Annotated in this window: 23 protein-coding genes; 17 read left to right on the top strand and 6 right to left on the bottom strand. The window is 60.2% G+C overall.

Features of this window, described 5'->3' with window-relative positions; genetic code table 11:
• The 13 genes from NKH33_RS25560 to NKH33_RS25620 form a co-directional block, all read left to right on the top strand.
• The coding region (locus NKH33_RS25560; protein ID WP_352922054.1) for an AGE family epimerase/isomerase at positions 1-458 on the top strand (458 nt) is incomplete at its 5' end.
• A gap of 86 nt (positions 459-544) precedes the next feature.
• The gene (locus NKH33_RS25565; protein WP_352502845.1) at positions 545-1,045 is read left to right on the top strand and encodes a hypothetical protein; all 501 of its coding nucleotides are present in this window, start codon (positions 545-547) and stop codon (positions 1,043-1,045) included.
• A 313-nt stretch (positions 1,046-1,358) separates the two neighbouring features.
• The gene (locus NKH33_RS25570) at positions 1,359-1,835 is read left to right on the top strand and encodes a hypothetical protein (RefSeq protein ID WP_352502844.1); all 477 of its coding nucleotides are present in this window, start codon (positions 1,359-1,361) and stop codon (positions 1,833-1,835) included.
• 536 nt (positions 1,836-2,371) lie between these two features.
• Positions 2,372-3,181, top strand: coding sequence for a tyrosine-protein phosphatase (locus NKH33_RS25575; protein WP_352502843.1), 810 nt, complete (start codon positions 2,372-2,374; stop codon positions 3,179-3,181).
• On the top strand, positions 3,181-3,963 hold the full coding sequence (locus NKH33_RS25580) for a polysaccharide biosynthesis/export family protein (RefSeq protein WP_352922056.1): 783 nt from the start codon (positions 3,181-3,183) through the stop codon (positions 3,961-3,963). The genes NKH33_RS25575 and NKH33_RS25580 overlap by 1 nt, the downstream gene beginning before the upstream one ends.
• Positions 3,964-4,009: 46 nt before the next feature.
• Positions 4,010-6,394 carry a GumC family protein gene (locus tag NKH33_RS25585; protein WP_352922058.1) on the top strand — a complete coding sequence of 795 codons (2,385 nt, stop codon included), beginning with the start codon at positions 4,010-4,012 and terminating at the stop codon, positions 6,392-6,394.
• Positions 6,395-6,422: 28 nt separating this feature from the next.
• Positions 6,423-7,541: a tetratricopeptide repeat protein gene (locus tag NKH33_RS25590; protein WP_352922060.1), complete on the top strand. Its 1,119-nt coding sequence runs from the start codon at positions 6,423-6,425 to the stop codon at positions 7,539-7,541.
• A complete protein-coding gene (locus NKH33_RS25595) occupies positions 7,538-8,854 on the top strand; it encodes an O-antigen ligase family protein (RefSeq protein WP_352922062.1) in 1,317 nt (438 codons plus the stop codon). The genes NKH33_RS25590 and NKH33_RS25595 overlap by 4 nt, the downstream gene beginning before the upstream one ends.
• Positions 8,855-9,192: 338 nt before the next feature.
• Entirely contained in the window at positions 9,193-10,098 is a 906-nt protein-coding gene (gene cysD, locus NKH33_RS25600; RefSeq protein WP_352922064.1) for a sulfate adenylyltransferase subunit CysD, read from the top strand.
• A gap of 2 nt (positions 10,099-10,100) precedes the next feature.
• Positions 10,101-12,038, top strand: coding sequence for a sulfate adenylyltransferase subunit CysN (gene cysN / locus NKH33_RS25605; RefSeq protein WP_352922066.1), 1,938 nt, complete (start codon positions 10,101-10,103; stop codon positions 12,036-12,038).
• Between the two features lie 10 nt (positions 12,039-12,048).
• Positions 12,049-12,837 (top strand): 3'(2'),5'-bisphosphate nucleotidase CysQ, encoded by a 789-nt coding sequence (gene cysQ / locus NKH33_RS25610; RefSeq protein WP_352922116.1) that lies wholly within the window; start codon positions 12,049-12,051, stop codon positions 12,835-12,837.
• A 234-nt stretch (positions 12,838-13,071) separates the two neighbouring features.
• On the top strand, positions 13,072-13,317 hold the full coding sequence (locus tag NKH33_RS25615) for a type II toxin-antitoxin system VapB family antitoxin (RefSeq protein ID WP_352922068.1): 246 nt from the start codon (positions 13,072-13,074) through the stop codon (positions 13,315-13,317).
• Positions 13,317-13,466: a hypothetical protein gene (locus tag NKH33_RS25620; protein WP_352821751.1), complete on the top strand. Its 150-nt coding sequence runs from the start codon at positions 13,317-13,319 to the stop codon at positions 13,464-13,466. Before NKH33_RS25615 ends, NKH33_RS25620 begins: the two co-directional genes overlap by 1 nt.
• Here the strand turns inward: NKH33_RS25620 and NKH33_RS25625 are convergent.
• The gene (locus NKH33_RS25625) at positions 13,463-15,049 is read right to left on the bottom strand and encodes an adenylate/guanylate cyclase domain-containing protein (RefSeq protein ID WP_352749070.1); all 1,587 of its coding nucleotides are present in this window, start codon (positions 15,047-15,049) and stop codon (positions 13,463-13,465) included. The two genes, NKH33_RS25620 and NKH33_RS25625, sit on opposite strands and share 4 nt — an antisense overlap.
• A gap of 667 nt (positions 15,050-15,716) precedes the next feature.
• Between NKH33_RS25625 and NKH33_RS25630 the strand changes: the two genes are divergently transcribed.
• Complete coding sequence (locus tag NKH33_RS25630; protein WP_352542802.1) at positions 15,717-15,950, top strand: DUF6429 family protein; 234 nt, start codon at positions 15,717-15,719, stop codon at positions 15,948-15,950.
• Positions 15,951-16,103: 153 nt separating this feature from the next.
• Here the strand turns inward: NKH33_RS25630 and NKH33_RS25635 are convergent, their stop codons facing one another.
• Entirely contained in the window at positions 16,104-16,454 is a 351-nt protein-coding gene (locus NKH33_RS25635) for a hypothetical protein (RefSeq protein ID WP_352922070.1), read from the bottom strand.
• 124 nt (positions 16,455-16,578) lie between these two features.
• Between NKH33_RS25635 and NKH33_RS25640 the strand changes: the two genes are divergently transcribed.
• Complete coding sequence (locus NKH33_RS25640) at positions 16,579-16,959, top strand: helix-turn-helix domain-containing protein (protein ID WP_352922072.1); 381 nt, start codon at positions 16,579-16,581, stop codon at positions 16,957-16,959.
• A 650-nt stretch (positions 16,960-17,609) separates the two neighbouring features.
• Here the strand turns inward: NKH33_RS25640 and NKH33_RS25645 are convergent.
• The 4 genes from NKH33_RS25645 to NKH33_RS25660 are packed head-to-tail and all read right to left on the bottom strand — an operon-like array spanning position 17,610 to position 21,947.
• Entirely contained in the window at positions 17,610-18,437 is an 828-nt protein-coding gene (locus tag NKH33_RS25645; RefSeq protein WP_352922074.1) for an ABC transporter permease, read from the bottom strand.
• Between the two features lie 2 nt (positions 18,438-18,439).
• Complete coding sequence (locus NKH33_RS25650; protein WP_352922076.1) at positions 18,440-19,720, bottom strand: ABC transporter permease; 1,281 nt, start codon at positions 19,718-19,720, stop codon at positions 18,440-18,442.
• 5 nt (positions 19,721-19,725) lie between these two features.
• Complete coding sequence (locus tag NKH33_RS25655; protein WP_352922078.1) at positions 19,726-20,775, bottom strand: ABC transporter substrate-binding protein; 1,050 nt, start codon at positions 20,773-20,775, stop codon at positions 19,726-19,728.
• Between the two features lie 5 nt (positions 20,776-20,780).
• On the bottom strand, positions 20,781-21,947 hold the full coding sequence (locus NKH33_RS25660; RefSeq protein WP_502904362.1) for an ABC transporter ATP-binding protein: 1,167 nt from the start codon (positions 21,945-21,947) through the stop codon (positions 20,781-20,783).
• A 314-nt stretch (positions 21,948-22,261) separates the two neighbouring features.
• Between NKH33_RS25660 and NKH33_RS25665 the strand changes: the two genes are divergently transcribed.
• Both NKH33_RS25665 and NKH33_RS25670 read left to right on the top strand, forming a co-directional pair.
• Positions 22,262-23,650 (top strand): aminotransferase-like domain-containing protein, encoded by a 1,389-nt coding sequence (locus NKH33_RS25665; RefSeq protein ID WP_352542796.1) that lies wholly within the window; start codon positions 22,262-22,264, stop codon positions 23,648-23,650.
• A 10-nt stretch (positions 23,651-23,660) separates the two neighbouring features.
• Positions 23,661-24,911 carry an NAD(P)/FAD-dependent oxidoreductase gene (locus NKH33_RS25670; RefSeq protein ID WP_352922081.1) on the top strand — a complete coding sequence of 417 codons (1,251 nt, stop codon included), beginning with the start codon at positions 23,661-23,663 and terminating at the stop codon, positions 24,909-24,911.
• Positions 24,912-25,721: the final 810 nt, after the last annotated feature.

Genomic DNA, 25,721 nt, shown 5'->3' on the forward strand with positions numbered 1-25,721 from the left:
CCGAACCCGGCCATCATTTCGAATGGGCCTCGCTGCTGGTCGACTTCGCCGGCCGCAGCGGCCAGAGCGGCTTGACCGGCCTTGCGCGGAAGCTCTACGCGTCGGCGATCGCCAATGGCCTGAACCGCGCCACGGGCCTCGCCTACGGCGCCGTCTCGCGGCAAGGCCTGCCGCTCGACCGCGTCTCGCGCAGCTGGCCGCAGGCCGAAGCGATCAAGGCGGCGATCGCGCTGGACGGTTCGGGCGGTCCCGACCTGAAGCCGGAGATCGAGGCGCGTGTCGGCCGGCTGTTCCGCTGGCACATCAATCCGGCACCGCTCGGCCTGTGGATCGACCGCATCGACGAGCGTGGCCGCTCCTTGGCGAGCGAGGTGCCGGCCAGCATCTTCTATCATCTCGTCTGCGCGCTGACGCAGTATCTGGACGGCACGGTCGGTAACGCACGGCAGAATGGTTGACGGAACAGTGAATCTCTTCGATTGGATAGTCTTAGTGTCATGCGACGATGGAGTCGCGCCGACGTCCCGCCGGAGCTGACGGGCGCGTGATCAGCCACAGCGGAGTGAAGATATTGTCGCTCAAGAAAGTAGGTTTGGTTGCGCTTGCCGCCTTGGCGTTCGCAGTTGGCTTCTTTGTCCTCATCGTGGAAAAAGGGACGAATATTCGTTCGCAACCGCCAAAACCGCAGGCGGTACTTGAGCCGTTTGATGGCAAGCTTGTGGTACAGGCAATCGACGATCTCAGGGTCGGCAACCACAAGATTCTGCTGTGCGGCGGGGCATTTACGAAACCCCAGTCGATGCGCGCCACGGTAACCGAGGTCGCGCGCCGGGAGTATCAAGGGCTCGCCTTGACTTGCAAGCCCGTCGGCACAGGAACGCCTTGCGACGGCAATATCGCGGCAAGATACGGCAACGCCATCGTCGTGCAGTGCATCACCTCCGACGGCTCGGACCTGGCTGCGAAGCTCGTCGAGGCCGGCATCCTGTGCGGACAGCCCGCACAGGCGGGCTCGACCTACAAGTCTTGCGTGCCAGGCTCGTAGTGCTTGTCTCGAACGCAAGAAGGCTGGGCGGGCGATGTCAGGTCATTGTCGATTGCAAGTTTTGTGTAACGCGTCGGAGCGACTATAGCGTCAGCGGAATGGCAGATCGGCCCGCCGGTAGCCTGCTATTGGCCGCTGTAAAGATGACTCATTACGATATTCTAATGGTGTGTTCTATCAACCACACCGAAACCAAAAATTATCTCGCATGTGCGAAATGGGTTGGAATTAGCGCAGAAAGCTGTTACGCGCTTTTGAGTACCTTAGCGGTTGGGTGGGCCTCAGGTAACGTGGGACAGAAGGATTGATGCGGATGAACCTAGTGTTGAAAAGTGCGTTGGCCGGAGTTGTTGTGTTGGCCGGCTTCGCCCCGGTGTCGTCTTTCGCGCAGGATGGGTCGTGCACCTGTGCAACCGCCTATAACGGAGTAAATCCGATTGGATCGATCGGGAACGTCAATGGCAACGTAATGGTCTCCCAGGTGGCTGGCTATGGCCCGGCGCAGGCGGGCGGTGCGCTCGATTTCGGCAGCCGCGTCGTGGTTGGTGCCAAGGGATCGGCTTCGGTTAATGTCGGTGGCTGCAATTTGAGCGTGCCGGCCAATTCGACCCTCGATATCTCCCGTGTTGAGAACAAGATTTGCCTTAATGTTCTGGGTTCTGAGCACACCGCCCAAACGGGCAATGCCAATACCAATAACAATACGCCGCTCTTCATCTTTGGCGGCATGGCTCTTGGGGCCGGTATTCTGGCAGCGACGGCGGACAAGGACCACGGGGTCAGCGACTGAGTTTGGCCACAAGCAGGGCTACGGCGGCAGAGGCGCGTGGCGGCTTCTGCTACGTACCTGTTGTCAGAACAGAATTGTCTTGAGCGCATATTGCTGTATTGGTCAGATCGCTGAAGCCGACGTGACATGCGGATGTCTGAGGCCGGCGGATATCTTGGGGCGAAGGCTGGAGCGCTGGTCCGTCCCAGTGACCGAATCGCAATCTTTCGCTTTGCTGCGTGTCGGTGTGAATAGCGATCTCGACATTCCGACGACCATGAAAGTCGATCGCTTGGAAGGCGGCCATGGAAGGCGGTATGCGGGTAGCGCTGGACACTCCGGGTCTCGCACCAATTCGGTTGGGTAGCGTCGCTGTCGGTGGTGCGGCGCTGGTCATCGGTCTGCATGATGACGATTCTGTCAGTCACTAGCCGCGACCTAGCATTCATCGTATTGCATGAAGCTGACAAACGCGTCACCCGCTACCCTGCGGGTGACGCGTTTGTGGTTTTTTGCGATGACGTCGCCATGTTGCTTCGTTGCGGTCACAAACGTCGATGATCGATCTGCATTCCCATATCTTGCCTGGCCTCGACGATGGCTCACCCAGTCTTGCCGAATCGTTGGAAATGGCTCGACTGGCGGCAGCCGACGGAACGACCCACATGGCATGCACGCCGCACGTGACGCCGGGCGTATACGACAACGGAACATCCAACATCGTCCGGGCGGTTCAAGAGTTGCACCAGGCACTGCGCCGCGCCGCTATACCACTTGCTCTTTACGTCGGCGCCGATGTTCATATAGCGCCTGATCTTCCCGACCGATTGGCGGCCGGCACTATACCGACTTTAAACAGGTCCCGCTATTTTCTGTTCGAGCCGCCGCATCATGTTTTACCTCCACGAATGGAAGATCTTGCTACACGCCTCATAAACGCCGGTTTCATTCCGATTCTTACGCATCCTGAGCGTTTGACCTGGATCAAAACGAATTACGACGTTATCGAGAGGCTGAATGCCGTGGGCTGCCTCATCCAGCTTACCGCAGACTCGATTGTTGGTGCTTTTGGGCGCACGGCGCTTTATTATTCGGAAAAGCTGATTGACGAGGGCAGGGTGGACATTATTGCATCGGACACGCACAGCGCTACGCGCCGGCGTCCTGGACTTTCGCAGGCGGTTGCTGCTGCTGCCAAGCGATGTGGGGAAGACGAGGCCCGCAATATGGTGTTGAAACGTCCGAGCGAAATATTGGCGAACCGGCCCATCGAGCCAGTCGGAAAAGCACGCCCGAAAAAAACAAACGGCGGTCCCGCCGGCCGCTTTGGAGGATTTGGCCGGTTGTTCAAAGGCGGGACAGCGTGATGGGCATTTTTCATTTTGCACGAAACCATGTGGGTGCGATATTCGTCTTGCTCGCTTCACTCGCAACGTCGGCATGCACGAGCACTTCGGCGACGACGCCATCCTCGTCGGTTGATGCGCTTCAATTGACATCGTCGTCCACGCCACTTTCAGGCGGCGGCGCTCTGCGGGTGGTGAAGGAACTGCCTTCGCCGCAAAACACACAGAACGGCAACGAGCAGCCTCTGTCTCCGAACGATGTGCTCGAGGTCAATGTGTTTCAGGTCGATAACTTAAACAGAACGGTTCAAGTCGACTCCGGTGGCCAGATTTCGCTTCCGCTTATCGGCACCATTACCGCGGCAGGGAAGACCGTCCGTCAGTTGGAGCAGGAGATCGAGACCACCTATGGTGCCAAATACCTGCAGTCACCTGACGTGACGATTTTCGTAAAGGAATCGATTGGACAGCGCATAACCGTCGACGGCGAAGTCAACAAGGCCGGTATTTATCCGGTGTCGAGCAATTCTTCTCTCATTGATGCGATCGCCCTTGCTGGAGGGTTCAATACCGTTGGGGATGCAAAAAAGGTCTTTGTGTATCGCACTGTCGGCCCCACCACATTGGTCGCCAATTACAACGTCGAGGACATTCGTGGTGGCAAGAGAGGCAATCCACGGATCTATGGTGGCGACAAGATTGTTGTCTTCGCCTCGAAATCAAAAATTGCGATGAACAATCTCAAGGACGCCCTCGGTGTCGCGTCAAGTGCAGCCCGGCTTGCCGTGGTTCCCGGCTTGTGATTCACGGCCGGTCAGAATGTAGACGAATTTAGGATAATTTCCGACCATGCTCGATCGCAACAGGCAGCATCAAATAGCAGGTCCAGGACACGGCCAGGCCCTGTCCGCCGACCTGTATTATGACGGTGCGCAAAATTATAGCCCTTACGGCCGCGACTATTCGGAGCAGGAACAGGGCTTCAATCCGCTAAAGCTGTTTTTTTACGTTGTCCAATACCGCTGGCTTATCGTCATGATGGTGGCAGCTGGCCTTGTCGGCGGCGTCATCGTTACGATGATGCAGACGCCAAAATATCAGGCAACGACGCAACTCGAAGTGCTTGTTCCTTCGGCCAAGGTCTTCCAGGACATCGAAGTGGTTTCCGAAAACAGTGACTTGCGGGCCTTTCAAACGGCTCGGGAAAAGCTAAAAAGCCGCGCGTTGGCGCAGCGCGTTGTGTTCCAGCTTGGACTTAGTGAAAAGCCGGATTTCCTGTTTCCAACGCCGAGCTTTTCGCTCGGCAACATTTTCTATCGTGCTTTCGGCATTTCCAAATCGCCGTCCACCGAGGAGAAGACGCCAGAGCAGCGTGAGGCAATTGCTATCGGGCGCATTCTAAATGATCTCACCGTCAATCTGGTCCCCAATACGAGCCTATTATCCATCACCTTTGTCGATCAGAAGCCGAAGTATGCGAGTGATGTAGCCAATCAAGTTGCACAAAGCTTTATTGATCAACGCCTTGATCAAACCAGCGAAACCTCGGACTTGGCAAGGCAATTCATCCAGGAACAGGTTTTGCAGGTAAAGCAAAAGCTTCAGAAATCCGAAGAGGAGCTGGTCGCCTACGCCAAGGATGCCGGCATCACGATAACCGGCGACGACAAATCGCTGATAGGGTCGAATATCGAGGCGTTGAATACCGCCCTTGCAACAGCGATCCAGGATCGTCTCGATGCCGGACGTGTCGTGGACCAGATCGACAAAGGCCGCGGCTCGAGCCTCGCGCCGGTTCTGGAAAGCGAAGGCCTGCAGAAGCTGAGCGATAAGCTCGCGGACTTGACGAGCCAGTACCAGCAGAAGCTGGGCATCCTCAAGCCCGGCTTTCCGGAAATGCAGCAGCTTCAATCGCAGATTAAGGAGCTGCAGCGACTCTATAGTAATGGCGTCCTGGCCATTACGGATTCTCTACGGTTGAAATATCAGGAGGCGCAGAACAAGGAGGCCGATCTCAAGTCCAAACTTGCTGAGATGGAAAAGCAGCAGGTTATCTTCAACGACAAGAACATCAAATACACGATCCTCAAGCGTGAAGTAGATTCAAACCGGTCGCAATACGACAACCTTATAGCCAAGCTGAATGAGGTCGGTGTCAGCTCCGAACTTAAGACGCAAAGCGCCGCAATCGTAGATTTTGCCACCCAGCCGGATCGCCCACATTCGCCGCGCTTAGACATCAACATCGGGATCGCGCTGGTTCTTTTCCTGGCTATGAGCGCGTCAGTCATTTATGTCATCGAGCTGTTGAACAACACCTTTACCAACCCTGAACAGGTTGAAAAGGAACTGGGACTGGCAATGCTGGGAATCTTGCCGCTCATCGATGACCGGGAACTCGTAAGCGCTATCGCCGATCAGAAGTCCGGCTTGTCGGAGGCCTATCGCTCGCTGCGAACGTCCTTGCAATTCTCCGGTGCGGAAGGCGCGCCGAGATCGTTGGTTATCACGAGTTCGGAGCCCTCGGAAGGGAAGTCGACCACCTCGTTCAAACTCGGGCAGGACTTCGCCGCACTTGGTGCGAGAGTTCTCATCGTCGATGGGGATCTGCGGAAACCGAATCTTCACCGCCTGTTTGGTCTGGACAATACAATCGGACTGAGCAATCTGCTGACAAACACGGTCCGCAGGGAGGATCTAGCGAGCATCTTCAGGTCGACGAAATATCCCAACGTCACCGTTCTGACCTCTGGTACGATCCCGCCAAACCCCGCGGATCTGCTTTCATCGCCGAAAATGGCTCTGATCGTGACCAATCTCGGCAAGCGATTCGACCTTGTTATCATCGACGCGCCGCCGATCGTGGGTCTTTCGGATGCTCCTATTCTCAGCCGGCTCGCTGAGGGCACGTTGATGGTGATCTCTACAAATCAGGTGACGCGCAAATCTGCCAAGGCGGCGTTGAAGCGCATGCGAGCCGCCGGTGCCAATGTGGTTGGAGCCGCGATGTCAAAGTTTGCTGTGAACAAGTTCGACTACAACTACGCCTATAAATATATGAACTACCAGTACTACAACTACGGCACGGACACGGGTACTCCGAAGATTGAGGGCAAAGTCGATGATGGAGCAGGCCAGCCCGCTTATGCTAAATCTCCGGCGTTCAGTCGTTTGGTTCGTCGCGTCCGCTCTAGTGTTGGTGGCTTCCTCGATCGGGCTAAGTCGGCTTCTTGAAACTGAGACACCAGCCGTATCTCTTGCGTTGGATCCGCTCAACGTTGAGGCATTGATAGCTGAAATCACCAGCGACCTGAACGATACGAGTAAGGCTCCCGATCTTGATGCTTTGCTGGCTAGGGGCAAACGGGCGCTTGCCTTCGATCTGGCTGATGCGCGTCTCTATAGCCTGATCGGCGAGATTAAATACCGGCAAGGCGAAAAAGGCGAAGCGTATAAGCTCTTCGATCAGGCCCGAAACCTGTCCAAGACAGAGATCCATGCGCTGCAGAGATCCATTGGCCGCAACATCGAAGCAGGTGATTTGGCGAAGGCCGTCGGCGAGATCGACATATTACTCCGGCGATGGCCGGACCAATTTTCAGCAATCTCCGAGGGCCTGCCGACAATCCTCTCAAATCCCGATGGGTACCAGGCTGTGTTGGCGGCGATCAGAGCGGAGGCGCCCTGGAGAGCTATTCTGATCTACGCTCTTAGCAAAACTCCCCGGGGGATTGATTACGCAAATCGGCTGCTGCTCGACCTGACCGGATCAAGCGCACCGCCGAATTCGAGCGAACTGAGTGCCGTGATCAGCGGCTACTTTCGTCAGAAGGAATATGGACCGGCCTATCGGCTGTTTCTGTTCAGCTTGTCCGATCAAGAGCGGAAATTAGGCGGATACATTTTCAACAGCAAGTTCGAGCCAGTCTCCCGCGGCAAACCTTTCGATTGGCAGATTCCCGGGCAATCCGGCTTGGAAGTCACGTTTATAACATCTCAGGATGCAGTAGAGGGTGAGGGTGGGGCGACGGTCCGGTTCTTGAATACCCCGGTCAAGAGTGCAGCTCTTCAGCAGTTAGTTTCGCTGCCTTCAGGCTCATACAAGATTTCGTTGATTGCCTCGGCACGGAACCTGAAGCTTCCCAAGGGATTGTTCTGGTCCATCAAATGTGTTGACTCGGCGGGAGAAATTGCGCGATTCAACATTCCGGAAGGCACTTACAATCGTCAGACTCTCAGCCAGGATTTTTCAGTAGGACCGGCTGCCTGCCCTATACAATTGCTGACGCTTCAAACCGCCGCCATTGCCGAGAGCTGGCGCTTTCGATATGTCGGCACTTTGGTAATGCACAACTTGAGCATTGAGAGAGTTCCGTCTTGAGCGACCGGCCGTCGGAATGGGATAAATATCTCCTCGGCACGGTCTTGTTTGTATCGCTGCTGATCGGCGGTGGTACTGCGAGTGGACTTTACACAGACACTCTGATCGAGGTTGCGGCAATTATCTCCGCCGCGGCCGTCTTTTCGCAAACTCCTGGCCAGACAATCCCCCGGCTTGTTCTGTGGCTGCTGGTCTTCGCCGTGGCGTTGGCAGTTTTGCAAATCGTCCCACTGCCGGCGGCCATATTCAACGGGTTACGGCCGGAACTGCTTCTCGGAGATCCTTGGGTCGGAGAAAGCCGATTTCGCTTCATCAGCGTTGGGGTCGGCCGCACGGTCGAAAGCCTGCTTTATCTTTTGGGCGCCGCAGCATTTTTTTTGGCCGCATTGCGTTTGCGTGCCGAACAGGCCAGCGCGCTTCTTCCATTTTTCTTCATGGGAGTGATCTGCAACGGTTTTGCGGGAGCGATTCAATATTCACTCTCTGACGATGTCGCTATTGTCGGGCTGTTGCCTTTTACGATCAATGCCGGGCTTTTCGCCAACGTGAATCATTTTTCGGCGCTGCTTTTCGTGTCTATCCCCTTCGTCGTCTATTACGGTCTGTTCCGCGGACATCTCTTGTCCGGATCGTTCGGCTTGATCGCGCTTTTGCTGCTTCTTTTGGCCGCCGGTTCCCGCGCCGGTGTTCTGATTGGGTTGGCGATCACCGTATTGTCCGTGATCTTTCTCTCAGCCCGCTCGAGGGTGAGCGGGTTCAGCGTTCTTCTGATTTTTATTGGGCTTTCGATCTACACGATGAGCGCCTGGACCAAGCTGGATGCACAGGCGCTCGACCCGGCTTTCGGGCGAGGGGAATTTGCGCGAACCACAATCGACGGTATCAAGGACAATTGGGCAACAGGTATTGGGTACGGGAATTTCCAGAAAGCCTATCAGATATACGAAAGAGAGAGCATGATTTTCAGGGAGTATGTGAATCATGCCCACAATGAATACCTTGAAATTGCTTTCGAAGGCGGAATTCCTGCTATCCTACTTATGGTAGGCTATTTCCTATTGCTTTTTGCTGCACTGGCCAGGGTTCGCCGTGACCCGCTTCAGAAGGCGGCATTTCTCTCGGTATCTTTTCTTCTCATTCATTCGCTGGTTGACTATCCGCTGCGAACCGAGGCGCTGGCGATCACCTTTGCCTATATGAACGCCATCATCTTTCACAGAGGATTTGCAGAACGCTTGAGCCGCAAGAGCGAGATGATCGAGATCGACCACAACGGTGACAAGCTCCTTGTTCCCATCGGAAATTCGTCGTAAGGCCTCGTCGCTCCGTTGGCCGTCATCTGAACGAGGCGGACGGCTTTCAGGCGAGCGCTCCTGGCGCTCGGGTCCCGAGGCTCAGGCACCATTTTCCTGCCCCTACCAAGTGCAATCGCTCGCTGAGCAGAAATTTCTCGATTTTGCTGGCCGTACGGAAAATTCATTCCCGAACCATTCGGCCGCAAGCCTGTCTTGCATTGTTCTGGACCGGAACGATCTGCTAGAACGCCCGCACGAGAATAGATTGTCCGGAAGTGCAGTTTGAATCGGGCGGCTGAAGGTCGCCTCCGATGCAGGCCCTTCCGTGGATCGGTACGAAAGAACGCTCGCAGTCCATGAACATCGCACTTACGCACCTTCAGCGGCTTGAGGCTGAATCCATCCATATTTTTCGCGAGGTGGCCGCGGCTTTCGCCAGGCCGGTGATGCTCTATTCAGTCGGCAAGGATTCGTCGGTGCTCATGCACCTGGCAATGAAGGCGTTCTATCCGGCCAAGCCGCCCTTTCCCTTTCTCCATGTCGACACGACCTGGAAATTCCGCGAGATGATCGCCTTTCGCGACCAGATGCAGCAAAAGCTCGGCTTCGACCTCCTGGTCCATGTCAATGAAGACGGCGTGCGCGACAACATCAATCCGTTCGACCACGGCTCCAACACCCACACCCATGTAATGAAGACGGTTGCCCTGCGGCAGGCGCTCGACAAATACGGGTTTGACGCTGCCTTCGGCGGCGCGCGGCGCGACGAGGAGAAGTCGCGCGCCAAGGAGCGCATCTTCTCGTTCCGCAACGCCCAGCACGTCTGGGATCCGAAGAACCAGCGGCCGGAGATGTGGAAGATTTTCAACACCCGCGTCGCTGCCGGTGAATCGATCAGGGTGTTCCCGTTGTCGAACTGGACCGAGCTCGACATCTGGCAGTACATTCTTCAGGAAGACATCCCGATCGTGCCCCTGTATCTGGCCAAGGAGCGGCCGGTCGTCGAGCGCGATGGCATGCTCATCCTGAGGGATGACGAGCGCATGCAGCTGCGGCCCGGCGAAACAGTGGAGAACCGGATGGTGCGCTTCCGCACGCTCGGCTGCTATCCGCTGACCGGCGCGATCGACTCGCAGGCCGACACTCTGGAGGCGATAGTCGGCGAAATGCTCACGGCGCGCACTTCCGAGCGGCAAGGTCGCCTGATCGACCGCGACGAAGCCGGCTCGATGGAAAAGAAAAAGCGCGAGGGGTATTTCTGAGCATGCGCCATATCATGGCCAAGAGCCTCGCCCCGACCGACGGCGTCCGCGACTATCTGGCGGCGCAGGAACGAAAGTCGCTGCTGCGCTTCCTGACCTGCGGCTCGGTCGACGACGGCAAGTCGACGCTGATCGGGCGCCTGCTTTCCGATACCAAGCAGATTTTCGAGGACCAGCTGGCCACGCTCGAGCGCGATTCGCGCAAGCACGGCACCACCGGCGACGACGTCGACTTCGCGCTGCTGGTCGACGGCCTCGAGGCCGAGCGCGAGCAAGGCATCACCATCGACGTCGCCTATCGCTTCTTCGCCACGCCAAAGCGCAAGTTCATCGTCGCCGACACGCCCGGCCACGAACAATACACGCGTAACATGGCGACGGGTGCATCGACCGCGGATCTCGCCATCGTGCTGATCGATGCCCGCCAGGGGGTGCTGCGTCAGACCAGGCGGCATTCGATCATCGCCTCGCTGCTTGGCATCCGCCACATCGTGCTCGCCGTCAACAAGATCGATCTTGTCGGCTTCGACGAGGCGGTTTTTAAACGGATCGTCGCGGATTACGGGCGGTTCTCACGTGAGCTCGGCTTCCAGACGATCGTGCCCATTCCTATGTCGGCCCGTTATGGCGACAACATTACCGGCCGTTCCGATAGGACAGACTGGTTTTCCGGCCCGACGCTGATCGAACATCTCGAAACCGTCTCGGTCGACGAGGCCGCGGTCGAATTGCCGTTCCGGTTTCCTGTCCAATATGTGAACCGCCCCAATCTCGATTTCCGCGGTTTCGCCGGCACCATAGCCTCCGGGTCGGTTGCGCCAGGCGACGAGGTGGTCGTCGCCAAATCCGGCAAATCCTCCCGTGTCAGGCGCATCGTTTCGCATGGCGGCGACCTTCAGCAGGCCATTGCCGGCCAGGCCATCACCCTTGTCCTCGACGACGAGGTCGAAGTCTCGCGCGGCAATATGCTGGTGTCGCCGGCGGCGCGGCCGCAGGTCGCCGACCAGTTCGCCGCCAACATCGTCTGGTTCGACGAACACGCGCTGCTGCCCGGCCGCTCCTACATCCTGCGCACCGAGACCGACCAGACCAGCGCCACCGTCACCGACCTGAAATACCGCGTCAACGTCAACGACTTTGCCCATGAGGCGGCCAAGTCGCTTGAAATGAACGAAGTCGGCATCTGCAATATCTCGACGCGGTCGCCGATCGCCTTCGATCCGTTTGCCGAAAACCGCACCACCGGCGCCTTCATCCTGATCGACCGCATCACCAACGCCACGGTCGGCGCCGGCATGATCCTGCATTCGCTGCGCCGCGCCGAAAACATCCATTGGCAGTCGCTCGATGTCGGCAAGCGCGCCCGCGCCGATATGAAGAACCAGCGGCCGGCCGTGTTCTGGTTCACCGGGCTTTCGGGCTCGGGCAAGTCGACCATCGCCAATTTGTTCGAAAAGAAGCTGTTCGCCACCGGGCGCCATACCTACATTCTGGATGGCGACAACGTCCGTCACGGCCTCAACCGCGATCTCGGTTTCACCGACGCCGATCGTGTCGAAAACATTCGCCGCGTGGCCGAAGTGGCACGCCTGATGGCCGACGCCGGGCTGGTCGTCATCGTGTCGTTCATCTCGCCGTTCAGCGCCGAGCGGCGCATGGCGCGCGAATTGATGGCCGACGGCGAATTCGTCGAGGTGTTTGTCGATACCCCCTTCGAGGAATGCGCCAGGCGCGATCCGAAGGGGCTTTATGCGAGGGCGTTGAACGGCGAGATCAAGAACTTCACCGGCGTCGATTCACCGTATGAGGTGCCGGAAAAGCCCGAAATTCATCTCAAGACACTCGGCAGATCGGCCGAGGAGATGGTGGACGCCCTGGAACACTGGCTGAACGAGCGGGACATTGCCGAAGACCAATATGACAGCGGCGGCGGTATCTGACGACGAAGCGATGCTCGCCGTCTTCGAGCACCTTGCCTTGGCGGCAGGGCGCGAGGTGATGCGCGTCTTTCGTGCCGGCTGTGCGGTCGACAGCAAGTCGGACAGTTCGCCGGTGACGGAGGCGGACCGCGAGAGCGAAAAGATCATCCTTGCCGGGCTGCGCGCCGCATTTCCAGAGATTCCATGCGTGGCAGAGGAGGAAGCCTCCACCGGAATCATGGCGCCGGATCTCGGCGACGCCTTTTTCCTGATCGATCCGCTCGACGGCACCAAGGAGTTCGTCAACCGGCGGACCGATTTCACTGTCAACATCGCGCTGGTTCGCCATGGCGTGCCTGAGATCGGCGTTGTCTTCGCGCCTTGCACCGGCCGCTTCTTTTCCGGCCGGCCGGGCAAAGCGGAAACGATCGAGATCAATGACGACTACGAGATCGTCGATCGCCAGCCGATTTCGGCAAGGGCCGGTATGGTGCCGCTGACCGTCGTTGCCAGCCGCTCCCACAACACGCCGGAAACCGACGCCTATATCCGCGCGCTGGGCGCTGCCGAGATCGTCTCGGTCGGCTCGTCGCTGAAATTCTGCCTTGTCGCCGGCGCCGAGGCGGACGTCTATCCGCGCTTCGGCCGCACCATGGAGTGGGATACGGCCGCGGGTGACGCGGTGCTACGCGCCGCCGGCGGCATGACGCGCACGCTGGATGGTGAGCCGCTCGCCTACGGCAAGCGCAACCAGAGTGACGACGAGGATTTCGCCAACCCGCATTTTATCGCCAGCGGCAAGGCTGCTGGATTTGGCTAGACGGTGATTGCGCCGTTCCAGACCCGTACGAAAGTGCGGGTGTTGCACGTGACTTATGCAAGCGACCTCAGATACTGCTCGAGATCTGTAAAAACAGCGGTACGATCCCATCCAGCCGACAGTTGGGTCGGCGTGGCCGATTCGCTTCGTGTCCGGTCGATGCTGCGGGGCTTTCACACGGGTGTATCCAAATTGCTGTATACCGATAGACTTGAACGGCTATACGAGGCAGTGATGGCGTTCCACATCAAAAATCCCGAGACCGACGCACTGGCCCGCCGGCTCGCCGCACTTAAGAGGACTGCTCTGACAGAGACCGTGCATGCCGCGCTCAAGCATGAGCTTGAGCGCGAACAGGCTAGACCGTCCCTCGTAGAGATCGGCGTCAGGTTCTGCCGTGATCTGCGAGCCCGGGGCAAGCCTGATCACGGCAGGCCCGCCGACAAGGCGTTTCGCGACAGCCTGTACGAGAATGACTGATGTTCACCGACGCCTCGGCCCTGACGGCGCTGATGACCAACGAGGATGATGCGCGAACTCCTGGCCGGGACCCGGCGCGCCTGAACGGTGTTGAACCGGACTTTACTTGGCTGGCCACGGTCCAGATTGGATCACGTTCAAGAACCTAAAGTGCGGCGGGCTTGCTTCGGATGGTTAAGGCCAGGAGCGCCTCCGAAAGTCGTTTCTTCGCCCGCTCCACCCCGTTCTCGTCGATTGCCTCAACATCGAGGAACAAGTCGAGACCAGTCGCATGCTCGCTGATGACCTGAGGGCGTTGGGCGAGTTCACCCAGGAGGCCCTCGACTTCGTAGGGGACAACCTCCCGGCTGATCCCTTTCATGGCAATGGGTGCTAATGGACGCGCCCGGACAAGGTCGCGCACGAGCGCGTAAGTCTCATAGCTGAGGCAGATGCCGCCGGGCTCGGCAATCGACTGCAGCCGGGCCGCCAAGTTCGCCTCGGCTCCAATGATCGTGTAGTCCATCCGATCATCGGAACCGAAGTTCCCAACATTGCAATAGCCCGTGTTGATGCCCATGCGAGCTCGGAAGGGCCGTTCAACTCCGCGGTCATGCCACACCCTGTTCAACTGCTCCAGCCGACGCTGCATGTCGACAGCCATGCGCAAGCAGGCTCTCGCGTCTTCCTCGACGCCTTGCGTCTCGGGGTCTCCGAAGAACACAAGAAGCGCGTCGCCGATGAACTTGTCGACGGTGCCGCCGTGTTTGAGCGCGATCGTCGACATCTCGGTGAAGTACTCGTTGAGGAGAAGCGTCAAGTCCTCGGGCTGGAGCCGTTCCACAATCGCGGTGAAATCCTTGACGTCGGAGAAAAAGATTGTGAGCTTCTTGCGCTCGGTTGCGATGGTGACGTCCTTCTGGCCGCTGAAGATGCTTTTGTAGATTTGAGGCGAAAGGTATTTGGCGATCTTCAATGAAATCGCGGCCAGGAAGTCGTTTGCCTCCGAAAGCTCCTTGTTGATGCCCTGAATCAACGCGGACTGCCGACGCTGCAGGAGAATGAACGTCAGGCCCGCCGCGGCCGCGAAACCGAAATATAGGAGCAGATACTTGAAGGTCAGCACGTTCGCAGCGATGGGCTGATTGACTGATATCTCCTGGATCCCTCGGACATCCCCTACCTTCCAGTCCGTCTTGGGGCTGTCCGGGTGTGAGTTATGGCAGGTCACGCACACTTGTCCCATTATGACAGGGGCCGCGGCACGGACCTGCCGGTCAAACAGTGAGCCCGAGACTTCGATGATCGGCTCCTTCGGGTTGGCGCGCAAAGCCAAGATTGCATTCCGCTCGAACGCATCGAGCTGGTGGGGCGCGCGACCTTTGAAAGGCAGATCCGAGACGAACCGATATTTGACCGAGCCGTCGTGAGCGCTGATGCGCTTGCCCAGTTCGATCGAGAGGGTTGCTGGAATGGGGATCGCGCCTGGCACGTCCCGGTAGTTGTGCGTCGCAGTTACGGCGCCGTTAGCTTGCAGCACGCGTCCCACGACGTCGCTGCCGTAAAATCCGCGCATTTCGTCGATGATGCGGCTGATTTCGCTGGCTTGCCTGCGCAGCATCCGTTCCGACAGGTCTCGGAGGTCGAGCCAGGCTGCGACGGGCAGACCGATAAGGCCGATGACCACTGCCGCCACCAGGAGCGGTCCCATAGTGCGCTGCTGACGCGCAATCTGTTCACCCAGTCCAGCCATTGTGCAGGCGCCCGCCGTCTTAGTATGTGAACTATAGCTTATTCCCGGCACGGCACCAGAGTCAGTCTTGGCTCGATGAAAACAGGTCAGCCCTGCAACGTCGGACCGACCTTGAGCGGTTGTTGCGAAGCCCCGACCGCTCACAGCGGATTTCGCATTCTGGCGCTGGACGGGCAATGAATCAGTGAAGGGGATGTCGCAAACTCGCTTGTGGCCCGGAATGCGCTCCGCGATAACCGCTCAGGAGTCAAAAATCACCTCTGACAAGGTTGAGACTTGCAGTCGGAGAGCGGGTCGGAAAAGAAAGCGTCCCGCAAAACGTATCCGCGCGTCGGTCGACTATGGAATGGGCCACCGCGGCGGGGCGGCGCGCGTTGCCGGCAGCATGACGCGGACCTGGATAGTGCGCCGCTCGCCTGCGGTAAGCGCAACCTGAGGGAAGACGAGGATTTCGCCAATTTGCATTTCATTGCCAGCGGCAACGCTGCCACGGCCGCTTAGGCATCATGATGAACTCCAATCCCGTCCCGGCTCGTCGCGCCCCAATGACCCCGTCGCGGATGCGACGCCTGAGTGAGGCGCCTGTTTTCAGGCGAACGCTCGCGGCAGGGAATAACCATCCGGTGTGGATCGTGGCAGCGGCCTTTTCGCGTGTTAGACTGCTTGCATGGAGATCGACGCCGACAAGATCGACGAAGCCGTTCTGGGCCTGCTTTGGCTGACGCTGCATGAAGAGAGGCGCGCCTGGAAGGGGTTGGATTGGAATGCTCTGGATCGCTTGCACGAGAAGGGGCTGATCGCGAATCCGGCAAACAAGGCGAAGTCAGTGGTTCTGACAGATGAAGGACTGCGGCGTGCTGAGGAGCTATTCCGAACCCTGTTCACCCGCCCGGCGCCCTGAGCCAGATTGCGGGACGGGTGCCTGCGAGCTGATAGCGCACATGGCTGAATTTCGACACCGGCGCCGCGCTGACCGCAGGCGGGACGGCCAGTGCTCTCGCCGTGGCGGACAAATTGGTATTCGTCACCTACGCCACCGGGTGCATCCAGTCTGTTAAAGGCAGTGGCAGAGAACAGCGCAGCCGCGGCCGTCAATCAACGGCATTGTCGCGAGGTCCACCATCCGCAAGATGCTTCTGCCGGCGAAGCGGCCTGCGACCCGGAGAACCGGCTTATTGCGGTCCAGCTCGAGAGGAGTTGGGAAGCCACGCTCAGGCGCGTGGGGACCTGCGAGGCCCGGCTGAGCGAAGTCCAGCGTGTGGAGCCTGTCGACGCGGTTCCGGACTTCACGGGCCTTGCCCAGGATCTCAAGGCCACCTGGAATGCGCCGGGTGTCGACATGCGCTGTCGTCAGCAACTGCTGCGCGCGCTCATCAAGGACATCGTGGCGGATGTCGATGACCATTCGCGCGACGTGATCTTGACGATCCACTGGCATGGAGGCCAGCACTCGCAGGTACGGGTTAGCAAGCCCAAATCCGGAGAGCATGGCCAGCGTACGCCTGAGGAGGCTCTGGCGATCATGCTCCATGGCAACCCGGTGGTCGGATGCCGAAATCGCTGCCACACTCAACCGCATGGGCATGCAGACCGGTCAGGGAAAGACCTGGACCGCGCGACGCGTCCAATCGCTGCGCACGGTGCACAAGATCAGCGGCTATCGCTCGTCCGACAAGAATGGCGAGTGGCTCACTATGTCGGATGCGGCCGCGAAGCTTGGCGCGTGGCACGTCAAAATCCGCCGGTTCATCAGGGATGGCCTCTTACCCGCCGAGCAGGTCATGCGCGGCGCGCGCTACCAGATCCGCGCCAGCGACCTCGAAGACGAACGGATCAAGGCCGAACTGGCGCGCAATACTCCGCGTCGCATCCACGACGATACCCAGGAATCGCTATTTTCCGCCATTTGAAAAGGAGGTTCAAAATGAATCTGGAGGGTTCTGTCTAGTCGCGGGCGCGATTGGGCACGCACGGGTCGCGACTACATTAAAGCCTGATTGAACTGAACCGCGGGATGGCGGGCGGGGCTATGGGGATTTAGGGCTCGACAGTGTGTCCGAGGCGCCGGAGCGGGCTCGCCGATCGCTCTTGGGCGGTCGCCCGTCGTCGCGATACAGGACCATCTGCGACGCGAGAGACGCCGCAATTTGGGTCGTTGACGCTGAGGTGCAGCGTACCGCGCACCAGCGACCGGACCGGGCTCAATCCGTTCGCTGTCCTGCCGCCGACGGCGCCATCACCCAACGTGTCAGCCGCCGTCGTGTTGTCGCACCTTGCGTTCCCGACTGCATCTTCTGCGACTTGGCGAGAACGTCGGCACGTGCTATCCGCGGCCAAGATGGTCCGGCAATTCAGCGGCTATCGTGGGGGCCGGGAGCGGACTTGCAGCTTCTGGCATCCTAAAGCGATGGCAGACATTCAAGCAGGGGGGATTGAAGTCTCCCGAACGGACCTTTCGATGACCGCGCCGTGCCCATCCCGTCTCTTCCGACGATCGCCGACCAGGGACCGGGGAACACTTCCATAAACTGCGGGAACATTGGAGCGGCAAGGCCACGAGTTACTCGCTCGCGCTTGGCCGACGCTGGCTACGCCGTACCAGAAGGTTGGCGACGACCAGGAGCACTATAGACAGCGCCATCATCAGGGTCGCGGCGGCGGTGATTGCCGGGGAGAGCTTCTCGCGCAAGCCGATGAACATTTCGAGCGGCATGGTGCGTTGGTTGGCGCTGGCCAGGAACTGTACCACGACGACCTCGTCGAACGAGGTAACGAAGGCGAAAGCGGCGCCTGACAGTACGCCGGGCAGGATCAGCGGCAGCATCACCCTGAAGAACGACGTGATGGGCTTTGCTCCGGAGATGGCGGCAGCGCGCATCAGATTGCGGTCGAAGCCGGTGAGGCTCGCTCCCACCGTGACGACGACGAAGGGACTGGCGAGCGCGGTGTGCGCCAGGATGATGCCGGCATAGGTGCTGGCCAGGCCGACGCGGGCATAGAACAGATAAGAGCCGACGGCGGTGATCACCACCGGCACGATCAGCGGCGACAGCAGCAGCGGCATGACGATGCGGCGGCCGGGAAACTTTTCGTCGGAAAGCGCAATCGCTGTCAACGTGCCGAGTACCGTCGCGATCAGCGTCGTCCCGAACGCAACGATCAGGCTGTTGCCGATCGCCGATTGCCAGCGTTGGGTGCCAAGCACGACCGCGTACCAGCGCGTCGAAAATCCCTCCAGCGGAAAGATGAAGAAGGCGCCGCTGTTGAACGACAAGGGGACGGGCACGAGGATCGGCACGAGCAGGAACAGGATCACCATGCCGCACCATAGCCACAGCAGGGTGATGCGGATTCTTTCGCCTGTCGTCGGATAGGGAGACAGCAGCATGGCTACACCAGCTTGAGACGGTCGAGGCCGAGGATGCGGGCGAAGATGCCAAACAGCGCCAGGGTGAAGACGAGCAGGATGAAGCTCAGTGCTGCCGCCATCTCCCAGTTCAGCTCGACATTGACGTAGTTGGCGATGAAATTGCTGATCAGCTGGTCGCTTGCACCGCCGATGAGCGCCGGCGTGATGTAGTAGCCGAGGCACAGAATGAAGGTGAGCAGGCAACCGGCCATGACGCCCGGAAAAACCTGTGGAAGATAAACGCGGCGGAACGCGGTGAAGGGTTTTGCGCCGAGCGAATAGGCGGCTTTCATCTGCGAGGCCGGGATCGTGCGCATAACGCTATAGATCGGCAGCAGCGTGAACGGCAGCTGGATATGGGTCATGGCGATGATCAGTCCGATGCGGCTGTACATCAGCTCAAGCCGGTCGTCGGCAATGCCGAGCCACAAAAGCAGGTCGTTGACCAGGCCGAATTTCTGCAGGAGCACGGTCCAGGCCGCGGTTCGCACCAGGATCGACGTCCAGAATGGCAGCAGCACCGCGACGATGAGGATGGCGGCGAGGCCCTTGGGTACCGAGGCGATGAGATAGGCGAGGGGGAAGCCCAGTATCAGCGTGGCCAGCGTCACCGCCGCGGCCACGAAGAATGTGCGCATGAACACCTGCAGGAAGATCGCCTGTTGCGGCGGCACTCTTTCAATGCCTCCATCGGCGTTCCAGCGCAGATCGAGCGCGCTCAGCAGGTAGAACGACGTCACGCTATGGGTGCCGCTCTCGATGACCGGCCACGTGCCGGGCGCCGACCAGAACGGCACGGCTTTCATCACCTCCAGCGGCGGCCTGTCGGCAGCCTCAAGTTGGCGTACCGTCTTGAGCACCTGGCTGCGCGCACCGGGCAGGCGGGCGTTCAGGCTTTTGGCGAGCTCATATGCCGTGCCCATGGCCTGATTGTCCCTGAGGTCGGCGGCAAGGGCCAGGAAGGCGGCATCTCCTGGCAGTCCCGCGCTGTTCCAGCCGCGCAGCGCCTGGCTGGTCTGCGGCAAAGCGTCGGCAATCGTCGGGTCATAGACGGCGCGCGATAGCAGCAGGACGATCGGGATGCCGAAGCTCAGCGCCAGGAGCACAAGCAAAGGCGCCGCCAGCGCCAGTGACCGCAGCCGATCGCCGAACTCGGCGCGCCGAAGTTTTGCCGTGACCGATTTCGCCGCCTTGATATCGGCGGCCGACCGGTCGCGCGCGAGGCGCGGCCGTTCCAGCTTCGTGGGCTCAAGCGCAGTCATTTTTCCTACTGCGCGAGCCAGGCGTTGAAGCGCTTGACCAAATCCTCGCCGTAATCGCCCCAGAATTCGGTGTCGGCGACCAGGTAAGCGCTCATATGGTCGGGCGCATTCGGCAATTTGGGTAAGGCGTCCGGCGCGACAAAGGACGCTGCATCGGTGCGCACCGGCCCGTAGGTGATGTAGCTGGCCAGCTTGGCGTTGATTTCCGGCTGGCTGATATAGGCAAGGTACTCGTAGGCCAGGTCCGGGCTCTTGGCCCCCTTCGGAATGGCGATCATGTCGTATTCGAGGATTTGGTTGTTCCAGACGATCTTGAACGGCGCCCCGTCCTTGTCGATGGCGTTCTGGATACGGCCGTTCCAGGCGGTGGTCATCACCACTTCCTTGGATGCAAGGAGCTGCGGCGGCTGTGCGCCGGCATCCCACCAGACGATGTCTTTCTTGATGGTGTCGAGTTTCTTGAAGGCGCGGTCGACGCCTTCCGGCGTGGCCAGCACCTTGTAGACATCGGCCGGCGCGACGCCATCGGCCATCAGCGCCCATTCCAAATTCTGCGCCGGGAACTTGCGCATCGCGCGCTTACCGGGAAACTTGGTCGTGTCGAAGATGTCGAGCACCGAGGTCGGCGCCTCTTTCAGCACGTTGGGATCATAGGCGAGCACGTCGCCATAGGCGTCGAGGCCGACGCCGCAGTCGAGCGCGGAGCCTTCGAGGAATTTTTCGCGCGGCGCGATCTTGGAATAGTCGAGGCGCTCGAGAATGCCGGCGTCGCAACCTTGCAGCACGGTCGCGGTCTCGACCGTCACCAGGTCGATCGGCACGTTGCCGGTGTCGACCATGGCTTTGACCTTGCCGAGATCGCCGAGATATTCCTGCTCGACGATCTTGGCACCGGTCTCCTTGCTGAACGGCTCGAACCATGCCTTGCGCTGGGCATCCTGCCAGGCGCCGCCGCTGGCCATGATCGAAAGCTCGTCGGCGAAGGCGACATGTCCTGAGGTGATGAATGCTGTGGCTGCCGCAAAGGCGAACAGCCGGGCTCTTGTAATTTTCATTGTTGTTATTCCCCTGTTTTCGAGATGGAACCGTCCGTTGCGGCATCTGCCGGAAAGGCACGGCAGTCGTTGGGCGCGCAGGAAACCGTGACCGGTCCCCCGTTGCCCATGGTCATTTCGGGGCCGACCTTGACGGTCAGCACCTGTCCGTTTTCCAGCCGGGCCAAAAGACGCTGGTGGTCGCCGAGATAGATGCGGCCTTCAACCGTGGCGGCCAGCCCATTTGCTCCGTTCGAGGCGGGCGCAAGCTTCAGCCGCTCCGGGCGGATAGCGACATGGCAGGCATCGCCCTCCGCAACACCGATGGCGAGCGCTGTTACCGAACCGCCGCCGTCCAGCGCGACGCGGCACTCCTTGCCAGAGACGCGCTCGACCTTGCCGAGCAGGGTGTTGTTCTCGCCGATGAAGCTCGCGACGAACGAAGTTTGCGGCGCGTTGTAGAGATCATCCGGCGAACCGAGCTGGGCAATCCCGCCATTGTTAAAAACGGCGACGCGGTCCGACATGGTCAGCGCCTCGCTCTGGTCGTGCGTCACATAGACTATGGTGACACCGAGCATCGTGTGAAGTTGCTTGATCTCGAGCTGCATGTGCTCGCGCAGCTTCTTGTCGAGCGCACCGAGCGGCTCGTCCATCAGCACCAGGCTCGGCTCGAACACCAGCGAGCGGGCAAGCGCGACGCGCTGCTGCTGGCCGCCGGAAAGCTGTGCCGGCCGCCGGTCGCCGAACTGCCGCAGCCGCACCATGTCGAGCGCGCGGCCGACGCGGGCTGCGACTTCCGTCCTGGTAATCTTGCGGACGGAGAGCGGGAAGGCGACGTTCTCCTCGACGCTCATGTGCGGAAACAGCGCGTAGTTCTGGAACACCATGCCGATGTTGCGCTCGTAGGGCGGCAGCCTGTCGACCGACCGGCCTTCAAGCGCAATGACGCCGCTGGTCGGCCGTTCGAAGCCTGCAAGCATGTTGAGCGTCGTCGTCTTGCCCGAACCGGAGGGTCCAAGAAGGGTGAGGAACTCGCCGCGCGCAACGCCGAGGTTCAGCCGCGATACCGCGAACGTGCGGCCGTCATAGGATTTCTCGACATCGATGAATTCGACAAATCCTTGGCTGCCGGCATCGGCTGCCCGTGCAGGACCGGCGCTGTCACGCGACAGGGCTGTCGCTTCGGCCATCACGGACGCAAGTCCGTCGATCTGCGGCAGAAGCTGCATGTCGAAACGAGGTGGCGTTTGCCGTGCATGTATGGGTCTCGCATGACGCTGCCGCACAATGGCGGCAAACCAAACTTGTATGCTCACACAATCGATCGCAAAAGAACCATAGATGCAGACAAGTTTGGCCGTCAAGCGGCTTTCTTCGGGATTGTGTGAGATTGTTCGGGCCGGATTTAAAAATACCTGCCGGACAAGTGCTATTGTCTGGAGCATTGTCTTATGCTAGATGCGCCGATAGCCAGAGCGTCAACACACCGAAACCGCCAATCCGCATGCTTCAGGACCTGCAACTCGCCTCGGATGAAGGCCCGGTCTATCGGCGTCTTGCGGACGCTATTGCGGAACGGATCACGGCCGGCACACTTGCAGTTGGAGACCGGCTGCCGCCGCAGCGCGAGATTGCCCGCGCGCTGGGCATCAATGTCACCACGGTGACGCGCGCACTGTCGACGCTGCAGCAGCGCGGCCTGCTCGAAGCACGGCCCGGACGCGGCACAACGGTCGCGGCCCGCAATGGCGGCGAAAGGCCAGGTTTCGTGTCAGCGCCGAGCGACGACACCGGCGTCATCGATCTTTCCGTCAACAGACCTGCGACCTCGGCCTATCTCGATGCGCTTGGGCTGCTGCTGCCGCGCCTGTCGAAGGACCGGCACTATGCCACGCTTCAGGACTATCATCCGCCCGAGGGGCCGCTTTGGGCGAGGATGGCAATCGCCGAGTGGATGCGACCGGTGGCGGGGGAAGGCGATCCCGGCCGCGTGGTGCTGGCGGCGGGCGCCCAGCATGGGCTGGATTGCGTGCTTGGCGCGGTGACCAGGCAGGGCGAGGTCGTGCTCGCCGACGAAGTGACCTATCAGGGCATCAACGCACTGTGCCGGGTGCATGGGCTCGACCTCAGAGGCGTCGCGATGGACCGTGGCGGCATGCGGGCCGACGCGTTCGATGCGGGCTGCGCGCAGCTCCGCCCACGCGCGGTCTTCCTGGTGCCGACCCTGCACAACCCGACGACCATCACGTTATCCGAAGAGCGCCGGCACGAGCTGATAGCTGTCGCCCGCCGCCACAACGTCCTCATCATCGAAGATGACGTCTACCGCCCCCTGGCAGACAATCCGCTGCCGTCGCTTGCCAGCCTCGAGCCCGAACTGACGATCCATATCGGCGCCATGTCGAAATGTCTTGCCCCAGGGCTGCGCCTCGGTTTTGTAATCGCGCCACGCGCCATAGCCGGCCAGGTCGCAGCGGCGTTGCGGATCAACTGCTGGAGCATCAGTCCCTTGACGGCGCTGATCGGCGCGCGGCTGATAGAAGAGGGCCTGGCGGCGCGCATCATAGAAACGCAGAAGCAGGAGTTGCGCCAGCGCCAGGCCATCCTCACTGAAATCCTCGGCCGCTACGATGTCCAGAACCACCCAACCTCGACCCACGCCTGGCTGCGCCTTCCGGAGCCGTGGCGGGGCGCGGGTTTCGCTCGCACCTGCCTGGAACGTGGCGTTGCCGTGCTCCCGGGTGATGCCTTCGCCGTTGGGCGCGAGCCGGTACAGCACGGCGTGCGTATCAATGTAGGCGCTGCGCGCTCGCTCGACGATCTGCGCACGGCCCTGAACTCGATGGCCGAACTGTTATCTGCCGGCCATCTTCAATTGCCTGGTTTCGTCTAGGAATTTAAAGATGGCAGCGTCGGAATCGGTCGAAATCGCCATCGTCGGTGCCGGCGTTGTCGGACTGGCAACTGCACTCCGGCTCGCAGCTGAGGGTTGCGAAGTCCTGCTCATCGACCCCAATGAGCCGGGCTCCGGCGCCTCGTTTGGCAATGCCGGAACGATCGCCGAATATGCCTGCATGCCGGTCGGCAATCCGGCTCTGCTGCGCGCGCTGCCAAAGCTGCTTCTCGATCCCGACAGCCCTTTTTCCTTGCGCTGGCCGGCGCTGTTGCAGCTTGCGCCATGGCTGGTTCAATTCGTGCGGCAATCGCTTCCCGCCGCCACCCGCGCCAATGCGCTGGCGCTCGCCGGTTTACTGGCCGAGGCCCTGCCGGCCTGGGAAGAGATGGTGGAGGAGGCTGACCTGACAGACCTGCTGCGCCGCAACGGCTGTCTCTACCTGTATCGCCGCGAGAGCGATTTCGCCAAGGCCGCTGGGGGCAGGGCGCTGCGCGCCGGGTTTGGCGTCCATCAAGAGGTTCTGACGCCGGAAGCGGTGGCCGCGCTGGAGCCTGGCCTGCCCGCGACCGGGGCCAGCGGTCTGTACTTCCCCGACTCGATGAATGTCAGCGATCCCGAGACAGTGATGCGGCGGCTGCTCGATGCCGCGGCCGACCGCGGCGTTTCGGTGGCGCAGGCTGAGATAACCGGACTGCGGGTTGAGGCGGACGGTGTCAGGCTCAGCGGTTCCGGCTTTAACATCAAGGCGAACACGGTGGTTATCGCCGCGGGCGCGCAATCGCGGGCGTTGGCCATACAGGCCGGCGACAGGATTCCGCTCGAGACCGAACGCGGTTATCATCTCGAATTTCCGACCGAAGCGCCTCTGCTCAATCGTCCGGTCTGTCCGGTCGATCTCGGCTTCTACATGACGCCGATGGCCGGCCGGCTGCGTGTCGCCGGAACCGTCGAGCTCGGCGGACTTGCAGCGCCGCCAAATGCGCGCCGGCTGGCGCTGCTCGATCGCGGTGTCAGGCAGTTCTTTCCACAACTCGGCCAGCCTTCATCCGAATGGCTCGGGTTCCGGCCATCGCTGCCCGATTCCCGCCCGGTCATCGGCCCGTCGCGCGGCAGCTCGAGGGTGATCCACGCTTTCGGCCACGGCCATCTCGGCCTGACGCTGGCGCCGATCACGGCGCGCCTGATTGCCGAGCTGATCATTGGTCGCGGCGATCCAGCGCGCATAGCACCCTTTGCGGTGGACAGGTTCGGCGCCTGAAGTCCACGCGGTCTGCGAAAAGACAACGTCGCCTGGGTTCGGAGGTGGGAGAGTGAATTTTCTACCTTGGCAATGGTCAGCTCGCACGCGGAAAGCAGACCATCTGCCAGGGTGGCGCAACCGCGACCTCAGCAGCGGCACCAGGGTTGTCAGGTTTTGGCTGCCTAAGCGAGTGGGACACCAGAGCCATTCTGGGTCGATGGTCACGCTTTGTGCTTGGAAGTCGCATAGAAAGGCAATGTGGAATGCACAAAGCAGCACGAGGAGTGGACCCCGATCATAACGCGTAGGCCCCGCTAACATCGGCTGGGTCCGCAATTCAGCTAATCCGGCCGTGCTTCCGACGCGACAGCGTCCAGGAGCAGGGTAACCTCGACATTGACGCTGGTGATGGCTTGCAAGTGAAGGGGCTGATCTGGCCCAACGGGCGATGGAGACTACCAACGGGTAGTCCTCAACCGGCACCTCATGGATCTTGATCGACGTCCCCGTACGATCCAACAGCAAAAGCAAAGGAGTCGTCCCCTCGTCAGATTTGCTCGCGATGGCGGCAACTCGCTGAACATCCACATGGCTGTCAACGCGAACGTTGAAGAGTATTCGGCCTCCAGATTTGTCGGCGCAGTCGCCCGCTACGGTATCGAAGCTGGCCGCCGGAAAATCTGCCGCTTGGACAATCATCTCGATCAAAACCGTCTCAAGTTGTGGCGTGCTACCTCGGCTGATCGGCATCGTCTATCCCGGAGAGTCTGGCAGGGCGACGGGCATGACCCATGACGCGTTTGGCCGGCGCACGGCCACCACCAACAC

The sequence above is a fragment of the Mesorhizobium sp. M1182 genome (assembly GCF_040318335.1).
Taxonomy (GTDB): Bacteria; Pseudomonadota; Alphaproteobacteria; order Rhizobiales; family Rhizobiaceae; genus Mesorhizobium.

Coding starts and splice junctions, on each gene's coding strand:
- NKH33_RS25570 (WP_352502844.1), top strand. CDS start 1,359: ATGAACCTAGTGTTGAAAAGTGCGTTGGCCGGAGTTGTTGTGTTGGCC.
- NKH33_RS25645 (WP_352922074.1), bottom strand. CDS start 18,437: ATGCTGCTGTCTCCCTATCCGACGACAGGCGAAAGAATCCGCATCACC.
- cysN (WP_352922066.1), top strand. CDS start 10,101: ATGCGCCATATCATGGCCAAGAGCCTCGCCCCGACCGACGGCGTCCGC.
- NKH33_RS25635 (WP_352922070.1), bottom strand. CDS start 16,454: ATGGTCATCGACATCCGCCACGATGTCCTTGATGAGCGCGCGCAGCAG.
- NKH33_RS25625 (WP_352749070.1), bottom strand. CDS start 15,049: ATGGCTGGACTGGGTGAACAGATTGCGCGTCAGCAGCGCACTATGGGA.
- NKH33_RS25630 (WP_352542802.1), top strand. CDS start 15,717: ATGGAGATCGACGCCGACAAGATCGACGAAGCCGTTCTGGGCCTGCTT.
- NKH33_RS25615 (WP_352922068.1), top strand. CDS start 13,072: ATGGCGTTCCACATCAAAAATCCCGAGACCGACGCACTGGCCCGCCGG.
- NKH33_RS25640 (WP_352922072.1), top strand. CDS start 16,579: ATGGCAACCCGGTGGTCGGATGCCGAAATCGCTGCCACACTCAACCGC.
- NKH33_RS25575 (WP_352502843.1), top strand. CDS start 2,372: ATGATCGATCTGCATTCCCATATCTTGCCTGGCCTCGACGATGGCTCA.
- cysQ (WP_352922116.1), top strand. CDS start 12,049: ATGCTCGCCGTCTTCGAGCACCTTGCCTTGGCGGCAGGGCGCGAGGTG.
- NKH33_RS25580 (WP_352922056.1), top strand. CDS start 3,181: ATGGGCATTTTTCATTTTGCACGAAACCATGTGGGTGCGATATTCGTC.
- NKH33_RS25670 (WP_352922081.1), top strand. CDS start 23,661: ATGGCAGCGTCGGAATCGGTCGAAATCGCCATCGTCGGTGCCGGCGTT.
- NKH33_RS25650 (WP_352922076.1), bottom strand. CDS start 19,720: ATGACTGCGCTTGAGCCCACGAAGCTGGAACGGCCGCGCCTCGCGCGC.
- NKH33_RS25620 (WP_352821751.1), top strand. CDS start 13,317: ATGTTCACCGACGCCTCGGCCCTGACGGCGCTGATGACCAACGAGGAT.
- cysD (WP_352922064.1), top strand. CDS start 9,193: ATGAACATCGCACTTACGCACCTTCAGCGGCTTGAGGCTGAATCCATC.
- NKH33_RS25660 (WP_502904362.1), bottom strand. CDS start 21,947: ATGGCCGAAGCGACAGCCCTGTCGCGTGACAGCGCCGGTCCTGCACGG.
- NKH33_RS25665 (WP_352542796.1), top strand. CDS start 22,262: ATGCTTCAGGACCTGCAACTCGCCTCGGATGAAGGCCCGGTCTATCGG.
- NKH33_RS25655 (WP_352922078.1), bottom strand. CDS start 20,775: ATGAAAATTACAAGAGCCCGGCTGTTCGCCTTTGCGGCAGCCACAGCA.
- NKH33_RS25585 (WP_352922058.1), top strand. CDS start 4,010: ATGCTCGATCGCAACAGGCAGCATCAAATAGCAGGTCCAGGACACGGC.